The sequence below is a fragment of the Delftia sp. WSY_12 genome (genome assembly GCF_043104645.1).
GTDB lineage: Bacteria > Pseudomonadota > Gammaproteobacteria > Burkholderiales > Burkholderiaceae_C > Comamonas > Comamonas tsuruhatensis.
On record NZ_JBICKW010000003.1, the window covers coordinates 218,517 to 235,158 of the forward strand.

At 67.9% G+C, this 16,642-nt stretch carries 17 protein-coding genes; 11 read left to right on the forward strand and 6 right to left on the reverse strand.

The annotated features are described in order from the left end of the window. Positions 1-3: 3 nt before the first annotated feature. The 4 genes from ACF8LI_RS01255 (at position 4) to ACF8LI_RS01270 (ending at position 4,640) form a co-directional block, all read left to right on the forward strand. Positions 4-1,500: an AMP nucleosidase gene (locus ACF8LI_RS01255; protein ID WP_016446546.1), complete on the forward strand. Its 1,497-nt coding sequence runs from the start codon at positions 4-6 to the stop codon at positions 1,498-1,500. 62 nt (positions 1,501-1,562) lie between these two features. Next, entirely contained in the window at positions 1,563-2,846 is a 1,284-nt protein-coding gene (locus tag ACF8LI_RS01260; protein ID WP_392411762.1) for a GGDEF domain-containing protein, read from the forward strand. A gap of 24 nt (positions 2,847-2,870) precedes the next feature. Continuing rightward, positions 2,871-3,812, forward strand: a complete 942-nt coding sequence (locus ACF8LI_RS01265) for an ATP-binding cassette domain-containing protein (protein WP_016446548.1) — start codon at positions 2,871-2,873, stop codon at positions 3,810-3,812. Positions 3,813-3,818: 6 nt separating this feature from the next. Then, positions 3,819-4,640: an ABC transporter permease gene (locus tag ACF8LI_RS01270; RefSeq protein WP_016446549.1), complete on the forward strand. Its 822-nt coding sequence runs from the start codon at positions 3,819-3,821 to the stop codon at positions 4,638-4,640. Positions 4,641-4,654: 14 nt separating this feature from the next. Here the strand turns inward: ACF8LI_RS01270 and ACF8LI_RS01275 are convergent, their stop codons facing one another. After that, a complete protein-coding gene (locus ACF8LI_RS01275) occupies positions 4,655-6,247 on the reverse strand; it encodes a GMC family oxidoreductase (protein ID WP_392411765.1) in 1,593 nt (530 codons plus the stop codon). A 157-nt stretch (positions 6,248-6,404) separates the two neighbouring features. On the opposite strand from ACF8LI_RS01275, the gene ACF8LI_RS01280 reads away from it, so the two are divergent. Then, the gene (locus tag ACF8LI_RS01280; RefSeq protein ID WP_016446551.1) at positions 6,405-7,253 is read left to right on the forward strand and encodes a 3-hydroxybutyryl-CoA dehydrogenase; all 849 of its coding nucleotides are present in this window, start codon (positions 6,405-6,407) and stop codon (positions 7,251-7,253) included. Between the two features lie 75 nt (positions 7,254-7,328). Here ACF8LI_RS01280 and ACF8LI_RS01285 read toward each other — a convergent pair whose 3' ends face one another. Both ACF8LI_RS01285 and ACF8LI_RS01290 read right to left on the reverse strand, forming a co-directional pair. Then, positions 7,329-8,657 carry a HipA domain-containing protein gene (locus ACF8LI_RS01285; RefSeq protein ID WP_047326248.1) on the reverse strand — a complete coding sequence of 443 codons (1,329 nt, stop codon included), beginning with the start codon at positions 8,655-8,657 and terminating at the stop codon, positions 7,329-7,331. Continuing rightward, entirely contained in the window at positions 8,654-9,058 is a 405-nt protein-coding gene (locus ACF8LI_RS01290; RefSeq protein WP_392411768.1) for a helix-turn-helix domain-containing protein, read from the reverse strand. The genes ACF8LI_RS01285 and ACF8LI_RS01290 overlap by 4 nt, the downstream gene beginning before the upstream one ends. Positions 9,059-9,270: 212 nt before the next feature. Here ACF8LI_RS01290 and ACF8LI_RS01295 point away from each other — a divergent pair, with 212 nt between their 5' ends. The 3 genes from ACF8LI_RS01295 (at position 9,271) to ACF8LI_RS01305 (ending at position 11,143) form a co-directional block, all read left to right on the forward strand. Then, complete coding sequence (locus ACF8LI_RS01295) at positions 9,271-10,086, forward strand: crotonase/enoyl-CoA hydratase family protein (RefSeq protein ID WP_047218472.1); 816 nt, start codon at positions 9,271-9,273, stop codon at positions 10,084-10,086. A 102-nt stretch (positions 10,087-10,188) separates the two neighbouring features. Beyond that, a complete protein-coding gene (locus ACF8LI_RS01300; RefSeq protein ID WP_047218473.1) occupies positions 10,189-10,659 on the forward strand; it encodes a MarR family winged helix-turn-helix transcriptional regulator in 471 nt (156 codons plus the stop codon). 67 nt (positions 10,660-10,726) lie between these two features. Further along, on the forward strand, positions 10,727-11,143 hold the full coding sequence (locus ACF8LI_RS01305; protein WP_016451896.1) for an organic hydroperoxide resistance protein: 417 nt from the start codon (positions 10,727-10,729) through the stop codon (positions 11,141-11,143). Here the strand turns inward: ACF8LI_RS01305 and ACF8LI_RS01310 are convergent, their stop codons facing one another. Beyond that, entirely contained in the window at positions 11,144-11,896 is a 753-nt protein-coding gene (locus ACF8LI_RS01310) for a 2'-5' RNA ligase family protein (protein WP_392411770.1), read from the reverse strand. A gap of 30 nt (positions 11,897-11,926) precedes the next feature. On the opposite strand from ACF8LI_RS01310, the gene ACF8LI_RS01315 reads away from it, so the two are divergent. Continuing rightward, positions 11,927-12,991, forward strand: coding sequence for a serine/threonine protein kinase (locus ACF8LI_RS01315; protein WP_016446558.1), 1,065 nt, complete (start codon positions 11,927-11,929; stop codon positions 12,989-12,991). A gap of 116 nt (positions 12,992-13,107) precedes the next feature. Next, entirely contained in the window at positions 13,108-14,058 is a 951-nt protein-coding gene (locus ACF8LI_RS01320) for a diguanylate cyclase (protein WP_016446559.1), read from the forward strand. 74 nt (positions 14,059-14,132) lie between these two features. Here ACF8LI_RS01320 and ACF8LI_RS01325 read toward each other — a convergent pair whose 3' ends face one another. Beyond that, positions 14,133-14,600 (reverse strand): hypothetical protein, encoded by a 468-nt coding sequence (locus ACF8LI_RS01325; RefSeq protein WP_392411772.1) that lies wholly within the window; start codon positions 14,598-14,600, stop codon positions 14,133-14,135. Positions 14,601-14,913: 313 nt separating this feature from the next. Between ACF8LI_RS01325 and ACF8LI_RS01330 the strand changes: the two genes are divergently transcribed. Then, positions 14,914-16,083 (forward strand): MFS transporter, encoded by a 1,170-nt coding sequence (locus ACF8LI_RS01330; protein WP_061287164.1) that lies wholly within the window; start codon positions 14,914-14,916, stop codon positions 16,081-16,083. A 28-nt stretch (positions 16,084-16,111) separates the two neighbouring features. Here ACF8LI_RS01330 and soxR read toward each other — a convergent pair whose 3' ends face one another. Further along, positions 16,112-16,582 (reverse strand): redox-sensitive transcriptional activator SoxR, encoded by a 471-nt coding sequence (gene soxR, locus ACF8LI_RS01335; protein WP_392411774.1) that lies wholly within the window; start codon positions 16,580-16,582, stop codon positions 16,112-16,114. Positions 16,583-16,642: the final 60 nt, after the last annotated feature.

Here is a 16,642-nt window from a genome sequence, read left to right on the forward strand (position 1 = left end):
CCCATGGTTTCGCTTCACAACCCCTCGCAGGCCTCAAGGGCCGCAGCCACCTTGCACACCGACCCCCAGCGGGCCCTGGAGCATGTACAGCAGATCTACCGCGAGCAGATAGAGCACCTGCGCACGAACATGCAGCGCTTCGTCTCCGGTGAAACCCCGGCCGCCCCCGTCCACGCCTACTACCCCTTCGTGCGCATGCATACGGCCACCGTGTCACGCGCGGACACGCAGCTGGCCTACGGCTTTGTCGAGGGGCCGGGCACGCACGAGGCCACGCTCACGCGGCCCGACCTGTTCTCGCGCTACTACGCCGAGCAGTTCCGCCTGCTGATCAAGAGCCACGGCGTGCCGCTGGAAGTGGGCCTGAGCGACAAGCCCATCCCCATCCACTTCTCGTTTGCCGAGAACGACCACATCGAAGGCACGCTGTCGCGCGAGCGCCGGCAGCTGATGCGCGATGTGTTCGACCTGCCCGACCTCGAGGCCATGGACGACGGCATCGCCAACGGCACCTGGCGCCCCCAGCCGGGCGAGGCCCTGCCGCTGTCGCTGTTCACGGCCCCGCGCGTGGACTATTCGCTGCACCGGCTGCGCCACTACACGGGCACCCAGCCGGAGTGGTTCCAGAACTTCGTGCTGTTCACCAACTACCAGTTCTACATCGACGAGTTCATCCGCCTGGGCCACGCCGAGATGGCCCGGGAGGACAGCGAGTACGTGGCCTTCATCGAGCCCGGCAACGTGGTCACGCGCCGCACCGGCCTGCCGGCCCAGCCCAATGACGAGCTGGGCACGCCGCCGCCGCGCCTGCCGCAGATGCCGGCCTACCACCTGGTGCGCGCCGACCACAGCGGCATCACCATGGTCAACATCGGCGTGGGGCCGGCCAATGCCAAGACCATCACCGACCACATTGCCGTGCTGCGCCCGCACGCCTGGATGATGCTGGGCCACTGCGCGGGCCTGCGCAACAGCCAGCAGCTGGGCGACTACGTGCTGGCCCACGCCTATGTGCGCGAGGACCATGTGCTGGACGAGGAGCTGCCGCTGTGGGTGCCCATTCCCGCGCTGGCCGAGATCCAGCTGGCCCTGCAGCAGGCCGTGGCCGACGTCACGCAGATGGACGGGCCCGACCTCAAGCGCATCATGCGCACCGGCACCGTGGCCAGCACCGACAACCGCAACTGGGAGCTGCTGCCCAACAACCTGCCCCAGCTGCGCTTCAGCCAGAGCCGCGCCGTGGCGCTGGACATGGAAAGCGCCACCATCGCGGCCAACGGCTTCCGCTTCCGCGTGCCCTATGGAACGCTGCTGTGCGTGTCCGACAAGCCGCTGCACGGCGAGATCAAGCTGCCCGGCATGGCCAACCACTTCTACCGCGAGCGCGTGGACCAGCATCTGCGCATCGGCATGCGCGCCATCGACATCCTGCGCGAGGGCGGCACCCAGCGCCTGCACAGCCGCAAGCTGCGCAGCTTCGCGGAGGTGGCGTTCCAGTAGCGCCCCGCCACCGGCCACCTTCTTCCAAGGGCCCCGCTTCGCACCGCCATCCAGGGACGCACATGCCATCCACGCTGCCCACCCTGGATTTTTTCTCCATGACCTCGGTCGTGGCCCTCAACATGATGGCCATGTCGGCCGCCCTGCCGCTGGCCATGGGGCGGCGCGTCAGCGGTGCCGCGCGCCATGCCCAGCATTTCTTCCTGATCCAGGCCGGGGCCTGGATCTTCATCCTCATCGCCAGCCGCCTGCCGCAAGGCCTGCTCTCGCGCGAACTGCTGTCGCTGGGCGCAGCAGCCTGCGCGGCATCGGCACAGTGGCAGATGGCGCGCGCCTTGCGCGAATGGCTGGGGACCCGGCCGCCCTGGCTGGAACGCGGCCTGATCGCGCTGTGCTTTCTGGGGCCGCTGGGCTTCACCCTGCTGCTGCCCCACTTGTCCTTGCGCACCGGCTGGTTCAGCGCCGCCCACGGACTGAGCCTGCTGGCGCTGGCCGGCCTGTGCCTGGCGCCACGCCGCCCCGTGGCACGCAGCTGGCGCTATCTGATGTGCGGCGTGGCCGTCTTCATGGGGCTGGTACTTCTGGTGCGCAGCTACCTGGCCCTGGCCACGCCCTTCCTGCCCAGCTTCACGGCCGACAGCGGCGCCAACCAGATATTCGCCCTGCTGGTCACGTTGAGCAGCACGCTGCTGATGGTGGCCGTGCTGGTGGCCTGGCGCGACGAGACCAACCAGCAGCTGCGCGACATGGCCTTGCAGGACATGCTCACCGGCCTGCCCAACCGCCGCGCCCTGCTGGAGCGCGCCCCCGCCATGCTGGCGCATGCCCAGCGCCACCGGCAGGCCCTGGCCCTGGTGATGCTGGACCTGGACCACTTCAAGCATGTCAACGACGAATACGGCCATGCCACGGGCGACCGTACGCTGTGCCTCTTCGCCCGCCTGCTGCAGCAGCAATTGCGCAGTGACGAAATCGCTGCGCGCTGGGGCGGCGAGGAGTTCTGCCTGCTGCTCTACACCACGGACGACGGTGTGGACACCCTGTGCACCCGGCTGCAGTCCGCGCTGCTGCAGGCCTCGACGCAGACGCTGGGCTTCGAAGTCCGCTTCAGTGCCGGCTGCGCCCACGCGCCCCAGGTCTGGGACGGCCTGCGCCTGGAAATGCTGCTGCCCGCCGCCGATGCCGCCCTCTACGCTGCCAAGCGCCGCGGGCGTGACTGCTGGACGCAGGTGCGGCTGAGCCCGCCGCAGCAGCAGGCCTGCGCCGATGCGCCAGCTGTATCGGAGACGCCGGAGACGCCGGATGCGCCGGCCAGGCCCGCACTGGCCGCCAAGCCTGCGCGCTAGCCCCGGACCCCAGGAAAACGCTCCATGCCCGCGCTCTTCGACGCCCTGAACCTGCGCAAGCGCTACGGCGACACCACGGTGGTCGATGACCTGTCCTTTTCCATCGCTCCCGGCGAATGCCTGGGCGTGATCGGCCCCAATGGCGCGGGCAAGACCACCACGCTGCGCATCTGCCTGGGCCTGACGGCACCCGATGCGGGCCATGTTCTCTACCACCCCGAAGACGGCTCGCCGCCGCTGCACATGCCTGCCGATGCACTGGCCATCAAGGCGCGGCTGGGCGTGGTCTCGCAGAACGACACGCTGGACCCCGACTTCAGCTGCGCGGAAAACCTGGGCGTCTACGCGCGCTACTTCGGACTGGGTACGGCGCAGATGCGTGACCGCATACCGCAGCTGCTGGACTTCGCGGCGCTGTCGCACAAGGCCGCGGCCAGGCCGGGCGAGTTGTCCGGCGGCATGAAACGGCGCCTGTCCCTGGCGCGCGCCCTGGTCAACGACCCGCGCCTGCTGCTGCTGGACGAACCCACCACGGGCCTGGACCCGCAGGCACGCCACCTGATCTGGGAGCGTCTGCAGTGGCTGCTGCAGCAGGGCAAGGCCATCTTGCTGACCACGCATTTCATGGACGAGGCCGAGCGCCTGTGCTCCCGGCTGCTGGTGCTGGACCACGGCCGCAAGATCGCCGAAGGCCGCCCGCGCGAACTCATCGCCGAGCACCTGGAGCCCGAAGTGGTCGAGGCCTACGGCAACGGCGCCCTGGGCCTGGCGCATGACACGGCACTGCGCCCCCTGGCCGGGCGCACCGAGGTCAGTGGCGACACCGTCTTCTTCTATACGCACGACGCGCGCCCGCTGCTGCAGGCGCTGGCCGCGCACAGCCACCTGCGCACCCTGCACCGCCCGGCCAACCTGGAGGACCTGTTCCTCAAGCTCACCGGCCGACAGATCAGAACCGACGGCTGAACCACCATGACCGAACCCGCATCGGACACCCCCAGCATCTGGCGCCCCCCCGACCTGTCGCTGCGCTGGTGGCCGGTGTTCCTGCGCAACCTGCTGGTGTGGCGCAAGCTGGCCCTGCCCAGCCTGATCGGCAACATCGCCGAGCCGCTGATGTGGCTGGTGGCCTTCGGCTACGGCATGGGCGCCTTGGTGGGCGAGGTCACCGTGGGCACCACGGGCCGGCAGGTGCCCTACATCCTGTTCCTGGCCAGCGGCTCCATCTGCATGAGCGCCATGAATGCCGCCAGCTTCGAGGCGCTGTACTCGGCCTTCTCGCGCATGCATGTGCAAAAGACCTGGGACGGCATCATGAACGCGCCCATCAGCCTGGACAGCGTGCTGCTGGCCGAGATGCTCTGGGCCGCCTTCAAGGCGCTGTTCACGGTCACCGCCATCCTGGGCGTGATGCTGGCGCTGGGCATCAGCCATTCGCCCAGGCTGCTGGTGGCCTGGCCCGTGCTGCTGTGCGTGGGCATCATGTTCTCCAGCATCGCGCTGATCTTCAACGCCCTGGCCAAGGGCTATGACTTCTTCACCTACTACTTCACCCTGGTGCTCACGCCCATGATGTTCCTGTCCGGCGTGTTCTTCCCGCGCGAGCAGCTGCCCGAGGCCGTGCGCCTGGCCTCGGACTGGCTGCCGCTGACCAATGCCGTGGAGCTGGTGCGCCCGCTGTTCATGGACGAGTGGCCGGCCCACCCGCTGCGCCACGGCCTGGTGCTGGCCGCCACCACGGTGGCGGCCTACTGGTTTGCGCTGGCGATGACGCGCAGGCGCTTCAGGGCCTGAGATCCGGCCGTTCTTCAGCGCGCTGCGGCGCGGATCATTTCCACCGCCTTCTCCGCGATCATCACCGTGGGCGCATTGGTGTTGCCGCTGACGATGCGCGGCATGACCGAGGCATCGACCACGCGCAGGCCCTTGAGGCCGTAGACACGCAGCTGCGCATCGACCACGTCCATGGGCCCCGGCCCCATGCGGCAGCTGCCCACGGGGTGGTAGATGGTGTCGGCATGGCTGCGGATGAAGGCCTCGATGCCCGCATCGTCCTGCGCGCCGGCCGAGGCCGGCATCTCGCGCCCGCCCAGGGCCGCCAGCGCCGGCTGGGCCAGGATCTCGCGGGCGCGGCGCACGCCGTTCACCATGCGCCGCAGGTCCTGCGCGTCGGAGAAAAAGGCCGGATCCACCAGCGGCAGGGCCAGCGGGTCGGCACTGGCCAGGCGCAGGCTGCCCCGGCTGGCCGGCTGCAGCACGCAGACATGCAGGGAATAGCCGTGGCCCCAGACCGTCTTGCGCCCATGGTCCACCAGCTTGGCCACCACGAAGTGCAGCTGCAGGTCGGGCGCAGCCTCGCCAGGGCTGCTGCGGATGAAGCCGCCCGCCTCGGCAAAGTTGGTGGTCAGCATGCCGCGCCGCTGGCTGCGCCATTGGCCCACGGCGGCCAGCAATCTGCGCGCACCGCCCAGTGACAGGCCGAAGCTGTCGGTCAGCTGCGCGCCATCGACCACCAGCACCACATCCGGGTGGTCATGCAGATGGGCGCCCACGCCGGGCAGGTGGTGGACCACATCGATGCCCAGCGAACGCAGGTGATCGCCCGGCCCCACGCCAGACAGCATCAGCAGCTGCGGCGACAGCAGTGCGCCGCCGCAAAGCAGCACCTCGCGCCGGCAGTGCAGTTGCTGCACCGTACCGCCCTGCAGGTACTCCACGCCCACGGCGCGCCGGCCCTCGAACAGAATGCGCAGCACCTGGGCACCCGTTTCCACGCGCAGATTGGGCCTGGCACGGTGCGGCGCCAGATAGGCCTTGGCGACGTGGTGGCGCTCGCCGTCGCGCTGGGTGACCTGGTACAGGCCCACGCCCTCCTGCGCCTGGCCGTTGAAATCCGCGTTGTGCGCATGGCCGGCCTGCACGCCCGCCTGCACGAAGGCCCGGGACAACGGGTTGGGATCGCGCAGCTCGGCCACGTTCAGCGGCCCGCCCGTGCCGTGCCAGGCATCGGCGCCGCGTTCGTTGTGTTCGGCGCGCAGGAAATAGGGCAGCACCTCGCTCCAGCTCCAGCCCGGGTTGCCCTGGGCCGCCCAGTGGTCGTAGTCGGCCGGCTGGCCGCGCACATAGACCATGGCGTTGACCGCGCTGGAGCCGCCCAGCACCTTGCCGCGCGGCTGGTGGCCACGCCGCCCGCCCAGGCCCGGCTGGGGCACGGTGGACAGGCCCCAGCTGTGGCGCCCGCCCTTGGCCATGGCGGCCATGCCCGCCGGACAGTGGATGAGCACGCTGGAGTCGGCCGGCCCGGCCTCCAGCAGCGCCACCTGCGTCTGCGCATCCTCGCTGAGCCGCCCGGCCAGCACCGAGCCCGCCGAGCCGCCTCCGATCACGATGTAGTCCAGCATGCCTCCCCCTCCCCTGCGGTGTAGCCATCCACTGTTGCAGTCGCCTGCGCGGCGCCGCAAGCCGGGGCAAACCCGGTGGATGCTCCGAATCCCGCTACGATCGCTGGATCGCATTCACGTTCGCATTCACTTTGTTCGTTTGAGGAGACTGACAGTCATGGCAATTCAAACCGTAGGCATCATCGGCGCAGGCACCATGGGCAACGGCATCGCGCAGGCCTGCGCGGTATCGGGCATCGACGTGGTCATGGTGGACATCTCCGATGCCGCCGTCCAGAAGGGCGTGGCCACCGTCTCGGGCAGCCTGGACCGCCTGATCAAGAAGGAAAAGCTGACCGAGGCCGACAAGGCCGCCGCCCTGGCCCGCATCAAGACATCGACCGACTACGCGGCGCTCAAGGGCGCGCAGCTGGTCATCGAGGCCGCCACCGAGAACTACGAGCTCAAGGTCAAGATCCTCAAGCAGCTGGACGCCCTGCTGGATGCCGACGTCATCGTCGCCACCAACACCTCGTCCATCTCCATCACCCAGCTGGCCGCCGTGACGGGCCGTGCCGACAAGTTCATCGGCATGCACTTCTTCAACCCCGTGCCCATGATGGCGCTGGTGGAGATCATCGTCGGCCTGCAGACCAGCGACGAGACGCACGCCACGGTCAAGGAACTGTCCGAGCGCCTGGGCAAGAGCCCCATCACCGTGAAGAATGCCCCCGGCTTCGTGGTCAACCGCATCCTGGTGCCCATGATCAACGAGGCCTTCTTCGTGCTGGCCGAAGGCCTGGCATCGGCCGAGGACATTGACGCCGGCATGAAGCTGGGCTGCAACCAGCCCATCGGCCCGCTGGCCCTGGCCGACATGATCGGCCTGGACGTGTGCCTGGCCGTGATGGAGGTCTACCTCAAGGAATTCGGCGACAGCAAGTACCGTCCCTGCCCCCTGCTCAAGGAAATGGTGGCCGCCGGCCGCCTGGGCCGCAAGACGGGCCGCGGCGTGTACAGCTACTGATACACCGCCCCCAAGGCCAAGCGAAGGCGAAGGCAGCTCAGGCTGGCCTTCGCCTTTTGTTTTGGTGGCCGCGCGCTACTTGGTTTTGCGCACCAGCGCCAGCATGTCCTCGATGACGATGTGACGTATCGACCTGAGCATTCTCAGGTGGGCACTTCTTGTGGAATGGTCCATTGCAGAGTCGGCAGGCTGGTGGAGCTGGCCAGCCTCGAATTCTGCGATCAACGTATCGGCCTGCGGAGCCAGCATGCCAAGCATCCTGTCGAGCACACGTCCGCTTGTGCTCTGGGTCAGGCCCAAGGCCGTACCTGCGGCCAGCAGCTTTCCGTAGGTCACGTCGGCAAAGAAGGCCGCACCCGCAAGCGGAACCGTCAGCCGCTCCTGTGGCCATACCGCATGTTCATCGGCGTAAGCCCGCGTGTGATAGACGGCGGTGCTCAGGAGATCGTAGAACGGCGCCAGCCTGACGCCGCCCCGGTCCACCAGGAACGACAGATTCTTCAGATGACTGTCGCTGTTGCCCACCAGGGTGTTGAACAGCAGCCACTGATAGATGCCCATCCGGGCGTGCGCCTTTTCGCGGCAGCGGTCCATCAACGACGCCAGTGTCTGGATGCTGGCTCCTTGATATTTGAAAGTCCGGGCCAGGTCGAGCAGTTGGCAGGCATCCACCACATGCAGTCGCAGCCACTCTTGGGACGCTTCATCAAACACGCGGTCAAAGCGGTTGATGACATAGGCCGGCTCGGGCGTGTACAGCAGGTGTACCGGCGGCACATCAAGCCCCAGGCGCCCGGCAAGCTTCATGGTGAAGGCCTCGTTGACGGTCGAGTGCGGATAGCCTTCGGCCGTGGAGTCCGGCTTGAGGATATGGCTGGAAGCCGTCCCTTGGAAGGGTTCCTGCAGGCGAGCGGTTTTCTCGTCGTACAGCACCACCATTTTGTGCTGCGCTCCAGCCAGGGACATGCGCTTGGGTGATCCGGCATGCAAGGATGTGCGCGGCAAGTTCCTGAGTCTTAGTGACAGTTCGCCGAACTCCAGCCTCCTTGCGCCGCGCTCGGCTGCACCCGCCCCAGGCGGCAGCAGGACCAGGGATCCGGCCGATTCCGCGCCAAGGGCCTGCAACAGGCCGAAGGCATCGTGCTCATTCACCTCCAGCTCTTTGCTGATCGCACTGCGCAGTGCTTCCTCGGGCAGCAGGTTGTCGAAGAACCATTGGACGCTGCGGTGCGTAGATCCGTCGATGTGCCTGCGCTTTGCCAAGGAAATGCCGGGCGCCAATGGGAAAGCGCGAGGGTCGCCCATCCACTCCTCCTCATAGGCAAAGCCCCAGACATCCCTGTTTTCGACCAGCTTTCCGGCAAGCCGGCCGTTGATGAATACGTCCAGGATGCGTGCGGTCACGGCCTGTTCTTTTCGAAGGCGGTGCGGAAGAACGCATCGTCCGAGTCGCGGACACCGGGCTCCTCCCTGACTTCAGCGGCTGGCCCTCCGTCCGGTGCGCCCTGGCGCGTTCGGTACTCGTGGGAACCATGGGACTCAGATGGCAGCCTGGCCTGGCGGCGCTGCAGATAGGCCTGCTCGGTTCCCTCGGGAAGGTCAATGAGCACCTCGATTCCCAGTTCGGACAGCAGTTGCAGCACGCGCCCAAACTGGACCGTGGGCTTGCCGCGCTCCACGTCCCGCACAAAGACATGGCTCACGCCTGCGGCGCCTGCTGCATCGTCCTGGCGCAAGCGCCGCGCCTTGCGAACGGCCCATACCGCGTCACCGAGTGCATCCACAGAGTCGATGGAGATCTTCATGGCTTCAATGAAATCGAAAGCATGGTTTCGATCTTATCGATCGGCAATGGCGCTGGCAATGAATCGAAACGAACTTATCGATTTTCATCGATCAGCTTCCCAAACCTCAGAAAACGAAAGCATTGCTTAGATATTCATTTCGTTTTCAACCGTCCTCTGCGCGACTGCACCCATCCCTGGCCTGCTCTAAGGTCCATGCGCAGGAGACACGCATGGACATCAACACCCCCACCCCGCCGCCCGAAGGCTGCATCAGCTGCGAAGTGCGCGGCCATGTGCTGCTGATCGGCATCAACCGTCCCGCCAAGCGCAACGGCTGGACGCCCCCCATGTTCCAGCAGCTGGCCGAGGCCTATACCCGGCTGGACGACGACCCGCAATTGCGCGTGGGCGTGCTGCATGCGTTCGGCAGCCATTTCACGGCGGGGCTGGACCTGCCGGTGATGGCGGAGTACCTGCGCTCGGGCAGGAAGGCCATCCCGCAAGGCCTGGTGGAGCCGCACGACTACGGCCTGGTCGGCTACCGGCGCCGCGCCAAGCCCATGGTGGTGGCCGTCAAGGGCATCTGCTTCACGGTGGGCATCGAGCTGATGCTGGGCGCCGACATCGTGGTCGCGGCCGACGACTGCCGCTTTTCCCAGCTGGAGGTGCAGCGCTGCATCATGCCCACGGGCGGCGCCACGCTGCGCATGGCCGAACGTGCGGGCGTGGGCAATGCCATGCTGCACCTGCTGACGGCCGACGAATTCGACAGCGCCGAGGCCTATCGCCTGAACTTCGTGCAGAAGGTGGTGCCGGCCGGTGAGGAGCTGGCCGAGGCGCTGCGCATTGCCGAGCGCATTGCCGCCCAGGCCCCGCAGGCCGTGGTGGCCACGCGGCTCAATGTGCTCAAGGCCATCGAGCTGGGCCAGGCCGCCGCCGTGGCCGATTTCATTCCCGTGCAGCAGCGCCTGGCCAGCAGCGAGGATGCGGCCGAGGGCGTGCGCTCCTTCATCGAAAAACGCCCCGCGCGCTTCACGGGCCGATAGGCCCCCTCGGTCCCTCGACCCCTGCGGATCTTCACCTTCCGATCCGAAGGGGTTTTTCAAATTAAGTTGTGCACAATTTAATTGACAGCAATAATTCAACCCATGCCCAGCAGCCACCCCCTTCCTCTCGACAGCTCCGAGCTTCTGCGCCTGGACAACCAGGTCTGCTTCGCGCTGTACTCGGCATCGCTGGCCATGACCAAGCTGTACAAGCCCCTGCTCGATGGCATCGGCCTGACCTATCCGCAGTACCTGGTGATGCTGGTGCTGTGGGAGCGCGACGGCCTGACCGTGTCCGAGATCGGCGAACAGCTGTATCTGGATTCGGGCACGCTGACCCCGTTGCTCAAGCGCCTGGAAGGCGCAGGCCTGCTGGAGCGGGTGCGCGATGCGCAGGACGAGAGGCGCGTGCGCATCACGCTCACCCCGCAAGGCCGGGCACTGCGCGATGCGGCTGAAAAGATTCCCGCCTGCGTGCTGCAGAGCACGCAGTGCACGCTGCCCGAGTTGCAGGCGCTGACGCAGCAACTGGGCGCACTGCGCCAGCGGCTGGTGCCGCGCCGCAGCGATTGACGACCACCCACAGACGATTTCCTCCACCCGTCCGCACCGCCGGACAACTTTGCAAAAGGAAGACACCATGGCCCAGCTCGAAAAAGTCCTCTACACCGCACGTGCCCACACCACCGGCGGCCGCGACGGCGCCTCGCGCACCGATGACGGACGCCTGGATGTGACCCTGTCCTCGCCAGGCACCAGCGGCACGGGCACCAACCCCGAGCAACTGTTCGCCGCCGGCTACTCGGCCTGCTTCATCGGCGCCATCAAGGCCGTGGCCGGCAAGCAGAAGATCAGCCTGCCCCAGGACCTGGCCATCGACGCCGAAGTGGACCTGGGCACCATCCCCAACGCCTACGGCATCGCCGCGCGCCTGAAGGTCAGCCTGCCCGGCATGGACAGGGCCGCCGCCCAGGCCCTGGTGGACGCGGCCCACCAGGTCTGCCCCTACTCCAACGCCACGCGCGGCAACATCGACGTGCAGATCACCCTGGCCTGATCAGGCCCAGTCCGGCCTCTGCAGCCAGTGCAGCCTGCGGCCCAGGAGGTCGTAGCGGGCGTGACAGGTCAACGGCCCGTGCAGCACATCGGCTGCATAGCTGACCAGCGCGATCTCGCCCACGGCGGCCTGCCAGTGCTCCTGCATTGGCAGGCCGCTCATCCATTGCAGCACCTGGTCACGGGGCCAGGCAGCGCTCCAGGCGCCCAGCGTCACATGGGGCACGTAGGGGCGCATCGCCTCGGTCAGCGCCAGCCCTGGCCCTGTCTGCGCGAGCACGCCATGCAGTCCGTGCAGCGTGCAGCCGTCCGGCCTGACGTCGCGCACCTGAAGGTAGGGCGCCATCTCGAAACTTCCCCAGCCACCGAACTCCAGCTGCAGCGGCGCGGCCGGCAGGTGCTGCAGCGCGAGCAGGTCGCGCGACAGTTGCGCCGCGCCGTAGGCCTGCGGCAGTTGCGCACCGCCATCCAGAAAGCCCGCGGTGGCCAGGGTCACGTGCAGTTGCCGCTGGCAGTGCGGGACCAGCGCCGCGCCCAGCCAGCGGCGTGCCTGCGCACAGGCGGCTTGCACTGCGTCGCGCACAGGCGGGGCCAGCGCCTGCATCGTCACCACCCAGACCGCATAGCGGCCACGGCCGAGGTGCCAGGCGCTCCAGTCGTCGGATGGCCCGGCCGCACTGGCGATGGCATGGGATTGCAGGAAGTGGGGCAGCAGCGGCACGGCGGACGGATCGGCGTTGTCGGGCGGACGCAAAGCTTAAGCCAGCCCGGCGACAATCTCCCCATGTCTGCCACACCATACGATCCTGATCTGAGTGCCGTCCCCGATGCCGGTTCGCACGCCTATGCCCGGCTTACGCCCGACGCCGTGCTCGACGCACTGGCCTCGGTCGGCCTGTGGGGCGATGGCCGGCTCACGGCCCTGGCCTCCTACGAAAACCGCGTCTACCAGGCCGTGCTGGAGGACGGCGAACGCGTGGTGCTGAAGTTCTACCGCCCGGGCCGCTGGAGCCGCGATCAGATCCTGGAGGAGCACGCCTTCAGCGCCGAGCTGACGGCCGCCGAAGTGCCTGCCGTGCCCCCGCTGGTGCTGGCAGGTGCCACGCTGCACAGCTACGCGGGCTTTGATTTCTCGGTCAGCCCCTGGCGCGGTGGCCGCCCGCCCGAGCTGGACGATTTCGAGGTGCTGGAGTGGACCGGGCGCTTCCTGGCCCGCATCCACACCGTGGGCGAAGCGCGCCCGTTTGTGCACCGGCCCGCGCTGGACCTGGCCACCTTCGGCCACGACTCCATGCAATGGCTGCTGGACCGGAAAATGATTCCGCTGGAGGTGGAGTCCACCTGGAAAGCCGCCTGCCAGCGCGCCCTTGAGCTGATGGCACCCGCTGCCGACGGCCTGAGCGCAGCCGGCCACTTCGGCCTGCACAGCGCGCGCACGCTGCGCCTGCACGGCGACTGCCATCCCGGCAACGTGCTGTGGACGCCGCTGGACGACGAAGGCCATGGCGGCCCGCATTTCGTGGACCTGGACGATGCGCGCACGGGCCCGGCCGTGCAGGACCTGTGGATGCTGCTGTCGGGCGACCGAAGCCAGCGCACGCGCCAGCTGGGGGCCCTGCTGGATGGCTATGAGCAGTTCCGCCCCTTCGACCGCCGCGAGCTGGCCCTGATCGAGCCGCTGCGCACGCTGCGCCTCATCCACTACAGCGCCTGGCTGGCGCGGCGCCAGGACGACCCGATCTTTGCCATCAACTTCCCCTGGTTCGGCACGCCCGACTACTGGCGCGGGCAGGTGGACATGCTCAACGAGCAGATCGAGGCGATGCAGGAAGAGCCTCTATACGCCTGAGGTCACCGGGCCGCCTGCCTGCCGAAGACAGAGATCTTTACAAATTGTCCACACCCCCTGCGCCCTATCCAGGGCTGCGGGTTCCGGGGTATTCTCGGCCCGAAATCCCACCGGCCATGCCCTACTCCGCCTTCCCCCCTACGCTGCCCAACCCGCTACAGCCCTTGCCTGCCGGGCAGAAGGTGCTTGTGGTGGACGACGTCCCGGACAACGCCGCCATCATCTGCCAGGTGATCAAGGATCTGTGCAGCGTGCTCATGGCCCACACGGGCGAGGACGCGCTGACCCTGGCTCGCCAGTACCTGCCCGACCTCATCCTGCTGGACATCCGCATGCCCGAGATGGACGGCTTCGAGGTCTGCCGGCGCCTGAAGGCGGACCTGGAAACCGCCCACATCCCCGTCATCTTTCTCACGGCGCTGACCGAGCCCCATTGCGAGGAACTGGGACTGAACCTGGGCGCGGTGGATTTCGTGACCAAGCCCTTTCGCCCGCCCGTGCTCAAGGCGCGTGTGCGCACGCATCTGGAGATTGCACAGCAGCGCAAGATGCTGCAGCTGCTCTCGCACAGCGACGGGCTGACGGGCACGGCCAACCGGCGCTTTTTCGGCGCCCAGCTGGAGCGCGAGTTCATGCGCCTGCAGCGGCTGGGCGAGCCGCTGTCGCTGGTGATGATCGATGTGGACCACTTCAAGGCCTACAACGACCACTACGGCCATCTGGTCGGCGATGAATGCCTGAGCCAGCTGTCCCAGGCCATACAGGGCGCGCTGCACCGGCCTGGCGACCTGCTGGCGCGCTATGGCGGCGAGGAATTCGTCTGCCTGCTGCCCCATACGGCGCTGGACGGCGCGGTGCTGGTTGCGCAGGGCATCGTCGATGCGCTCAGGGCGCTGGACCTGCCCCACGCCGCATCGCCCCTGGGCCATGCGCTGACCGTCAGCCTGGGTGTGGCCAGCATGGCGCCTTCGCCCGACAACAGCGCCGACCAATTGCTGGCCGATGCCGACCGGCGCCTGTACCTCGCCAAGAACGCGGGCCGGGACCGTATCGTCTGGGCGGGATGAACCGAAGTACCCCCTGAGCGGCTGCGCTAGGCTGGGCCAGGCGCACCTTCCAGGGCGACGCATACCCTTAAGCGTTAGCAACGCCCGTCGACGCGGCAGGCCGGTACGACCTGACCGCTGGCGTCGCGCCATTGCAGCTGGCCGGCGGGGGTCTGGGAGGGCGCTGCAGGTGCGGGCTCCTGCGGTGTTTGGGTGGCGGAGCGCTGCGGGTCGTGCAGCACGGTGGACGAGCCCACGCCCACACCCACCCGCGCGCCGCCCACGCCCGTGGAGGCGCCCACGCCGGCGCTGCCCAGGACCTGGCCGCTCTGGTTGACGCCCACGCCAACGCCCAGCGGCCCCACGCCCGTGCCGACACCGGCGCTCAGCCCGCCGCTGCCCAGCCCGACGCCCACCGATACCGGGCCGACGGGAATGCCTATGCCCACGCCGCCGCCTACCGAGCCGCAACCGGCCAGCAGCAGCAAGCATGCGGCAAGCGCGGCACCAGCCGCCTTGCGCAATGGCGGGCAGGTGATGAAGGCGGTGGGTGGAACTGGCATGCCGGACTCTCTGGACAAGGGAAAACACAGGGACGGCCACAGGGTACACCCGCCCGCCTGGCGCACGATGCCAGCGGTATGCCCGGGTGCATGCCAGGGGCTCGGAGGCGGCGAAACACCCAGGACACGCGGGTTTCTTAGAATTCACCCATTGGCCTGCGGGTCATTCCAGATTCCATGCGCTCCCGGACAGTGCCGCGGCGCCTCGGGGCGCAAGGCCTGCGCGGCGCCTCTTTCCCTCGCTTTCGTCTTCTTCGCGTTCCCTTTTTCTATGCAAACCCGTTGGCCGCCCTATGCGTGGGTGTGTTTTTCCATGTGCGTGGGTGTCATGGGCACGGCCCTGGCCAGCCCGCTGTACCCGCTGTACCAGCAGGCCTGGGGGCTGCAGCCCAGCCACATCACGCAGATCTTCGTGGCCTACATGTTCGGCGCGCTGGCCAGCCTGCTGTTCCTGGGCCGGCTGACCGACCGCTTCGGCTTTGTCGCCGTGCTGCGCGCAGGCCTGATCCTGATGACGCTGGGCGTGCTGGCCTCCACCGTGGCCTGGAACGTGCCCAGCTTTGCGCTGGGCCGCGTGGTGATCGGCGTGGCTTCGGGGCTGATCACCACCTCGGCCTCGGTGGGCATGACCCGGCTCAACAACCGGGGCGACCTGCAGCGCGCCGCGGCCACGACCAGCCTGACCATTGCCTTCGGCTTCGGGCTGGGCCCCGTGGTGGGCGGGCTGATCGCGCAGTGGCTGCCCTGGCCGCTGGTCACGGCCTATATCCCCTCGCTGGGGCTGGGCCTGCTGGCCATCTATGCGCTGTACCAGGTGCGCATTGCCGAGCCGGCGGAGCTGGCCTCCACCCAGGCACGTGCGCTGCACTGGCGCGATTTCATGCCCACCATCACCCTGCCCGAGCGCCGCTTTGCGCGCCACTACGCGCTGGGCGGCATGTGTGCGTTCTGCGCCTTCGGCATGTTCAGCCTGTTCGCATCGCTGGCGCCCAGCTTCATGCAGCGCATGGTGCCCTGGCATGGGCCGGCCGTTTCGGGCCTGTCCATCGGCGTGATCCTGTTCCTCTCGGCGGGCTTCCAGTACCTGGCGCGCCCGCGCCCGACCAAGGGCTCGGCCATTCTGGGCTTTGCCTGCCTGGTGGCCTGCAACCTCCTGCTGCTGGTCAACAGCTTTGCGGGCTCGGCCCTGCTGTTCGCGCTCAGCGTGATCACCACGGCGGCGGGCCACGGCCTGTGCAATCTGGCGGGCATGTCCATCGTCAACAAGGTCTCGACACCGGCCACGCGCACGGGCCTGCTGTCCACGTACCTGGTGGTCGGCTACCTGGGCACCATCGTGCCCATCCTCGGCCTGGGCTGGCTCTCGGACCACATCGGCATCACCGAGGCCCTGGTCGCCTACTGCATCGTCATGGGCGCGCTGGCCGGCTGGCTGTGCTGGATGTGCACGCGCACGCCCACGCTGCCCATGCCCAAGCACTAGGGCCTGTTCGCGCCCACGCGCATGCTATTCAGCGAAAGTGCGGCCCCGGCCCGTCCTTGGCCAGGCAATCGCCGTCATTGCGCAGCGGGCAGACCTTGAGGGACAGGCAGCCGCAGCCAATGCAGCCGTCGATCTGGTCGCGCAGCTGGGTCAGCCCCTGGATGCGCGCATCCAGCGCATGGCGCCAGCGCGCGGACAGCGCGCTCCAGTCGGCCTGCGTGGGCGTGCGGCCGCTGGGCAGCTCCTGCAGCGCCTCGGCAATCTCGGCCAGCGGCACGCCCATGCGCTGGGCCACCCTGATGACGGCCACGCGCCGCAGCACGGCACGCGCATAGCGGCGCTGGTTGCCGGGCGTGCGCAGGCTCTCGATCAGTCCCTGGCGCTCGTAGAAATGCAGGGCCGAGACGGTGATGCCGCTGCGCCGGGCCACTTCGCCCACGGAGAGGATGGCCGGCCCGTCATGGTCGGACGCGTTGACACCGGCAGAAGACAGATTCATGGCAGCAGAAAATAGGCGCAGGAAAAATAGGTCCAAGCAGGCCTGCATTTGACCTCAACT

Bases quoted from the DNA above. Each gene is read 5' to 3' on its own strand.
- ACF8LI_RS01315 (WP_016446558.1), top strand. From the start codon at position 11,927: ATGTCTGCCACACCATACGATCCTGATCTGAGTGCCGTCCCCGATGCC.
- soxR (WP_392411774.1), bottom strand. From the start codon at position 16,582: ATGAATCTGTCTTCTGCCGGTGTCAACGCGTCCGACCATGACGGGCCG.
- ACF8LI_RS01270 (WP_016446549.1), top strand. From the start codon at position 3,819: ATGACCGAACCCGCATCGGACACCCCCAGCATCTGGCGCCCCCCCGAC.
- ACF8LI_RS01265 (WP_016446548.1), top strand. From the start codon at position 2,871: ATGCCCGCGCTCTTCGACGCCCTGAACCTGCGCAAGCGCTACGGCGAC.
- ACF8LI_RS01280 (WP_016446551.1), top strand. From the start codon at position 6,405: ATGGCAATTCAAACCGTAGGCATCATCGGCGCAGGCACCATGGGCAAC.
- ACF8LI_RS01275 (WP_392411765.1), bottom strand. From the start codon at position 6,247: ATGCTGGACTACATCGTGATCGGAGGCGGCTCGGCGGGCTCGGTGCTG.
- ACF8LI_RS01260 (WP_392411762.1), top strand. From the start codon at position 1,563: ATGCCATCCACGCTGCCCACCCTGGATTTTTTCTCCATGACCTCGGTC.
- ACF8LI_RS01330 (WP_061287164.1), top strand. From the start codon at position 14,914: ATGTGCGTGGGTGTCATGGGCACGGCCCTGGCCAGCCCGCTGTACCCG.
- ACF8LI_RS01290 (WP_392411768.1), bottom strand. From the start codon at position 9,058: ATGAAGATCTCCATCGACTCTGTGGATGCACTCGGTGACGCGGTATGG.
- ACF8LI_RS01325 (WP_392411772.1), bottom strand. From the start codon at position 14,600: ATGCCAGTTCCACCCACCGCCTTCATCACCTGCCCGCCATTGCGCAAG.
- ACF8LI_RS01305 (WP_016451896.1), top strand. From the start codon at position 10,727: ATGGCCCAGCTCGAAAAAGTCCTCTACACCGCACGTGCCCACACCACC.
- ACF8LI_RS01255 (WP_016446546.1), top strand. From the start codon at position 4: ATGGTTTCGCTTCACAACCCCTCGCAGGCCTCAAGGGCCGCAGCCACC.
- ACF8LI_RS01320 (WP_016446559.1), top strand. From the start codon at position 13,108: ATGCCCTACTCCGCCTTCCCCCCTACGCTGCCCAACCCGCTACAGCCC.
- ACF8LI_RS01295 (WP_047218472.1), top strand. From the start codon at position 9,271: ATGGACATCAACACCCCCACCCCGCCGCCCGAAGGCTGCATCAGCTGC.
- ACF8LI_RS01300 (WP_047218473.1), top strand. From the start codon at position 10,189: ATGCCCAGCAGCCACCCCCTTCCTCTCGACAGCTCCGAGCTTCTGCGC.